We start from the raw sequence: 798 nt of genomic DNA, 5'->3' as shown, positions 1-798 counted from the left end.
GGGGCGGCCAGCTTCCGGACCCGCTGCGGCAGGGAGGACGGAAGCTCGAGATCAGTTGCAGCAATCTCAGGCGGGTCGCTGCCCGCCAGCTTCCGCAGCACGGTGGGATCGCTCTCGGGCAGCAGCGAATCCACCGTATATTCGGTCACTTTGGAGGAGCCCGCCAGGTCGGGCAGAGCGAAGCTTCCCTTCTCTCCGCCTGCCAGAATATAGCCGAGAAGGCTCCCGTCCAGCTGTCTGATATCCGAGACGGATAGCACCTTGCCGGCGGCAAACACGGGAATAGCGCCTGAGGACGGAGACGCGAAACGGAACCGCTGACGAAGAACACGCCCGCCCGCAGCCTTGGCATCCCCGGAAGAAAGGGCGGTCAAACTTAGCGGTGAGGCTGGAGCAGCCGCCTTCGTCCAGCGGCGCCCGTCATACCGGTCCATACTTTCTCCGCGCAAGTAGGTGGAACGGGAGCTTTCCACCGTGAAGACCGGGTCTTCGCTTCGCGTGAGCGGCCCGCCCAGTTCGCCGCCCGAGCTGTATCCCGTGGTCCCTGTAGTCCCCGCAATCTCGGCCGTGCGGCTGCGCAGTCCATCGAATGCCCAGTCCCGCAGCTGCTGGGCAGCCGACTTCAGCGGCTGAACCCGGTCCGGCTGTCCGCCGGGCAGTTCTGCTCCGGTCCAGGCCGCCACCGTCAGGCTCCCCGCCAGCAGGCAAGCAGCGCCGGTCCAGCGGAGGAACGGGACTCGGGCCGCAGCGCCGGCCCTTTCCAGCAGGCGCGGCAGGCTGCTCATTCCTTGCATCCAT

1 protein-coding gene is annotated in these 798 nt (G+C 66.8%); it reads right to left on the bottom strand.

The annotated features are described in order from the left end of the window. Positions 1-785: transglutaminaseTgpA domain-containing protein (locus tag L691_RS27505; RefSeq protein WP_156934124.1), on the bottom strand; the 785-nt coding region annotated here is incomplete at its 3' end. Positions 786-798 lie beyond the last annotated feature (13 nt).

The organism is Paenibacillus zanthoxyli JH29 (genome assembly GCF_000520715.1).
Taxonomy (GTDB): Bacteria; Bacillota; Bacilli; order Paenibacillales; family Paenibacillaceae; genus Paenibacillus_AQ; species Paenibacillus_AQ zanthoxyli.
Note: the sequence above shows the minus strand (reverse complement) of the source record. Positions and strands in the feature narration are given on the sequence as shown.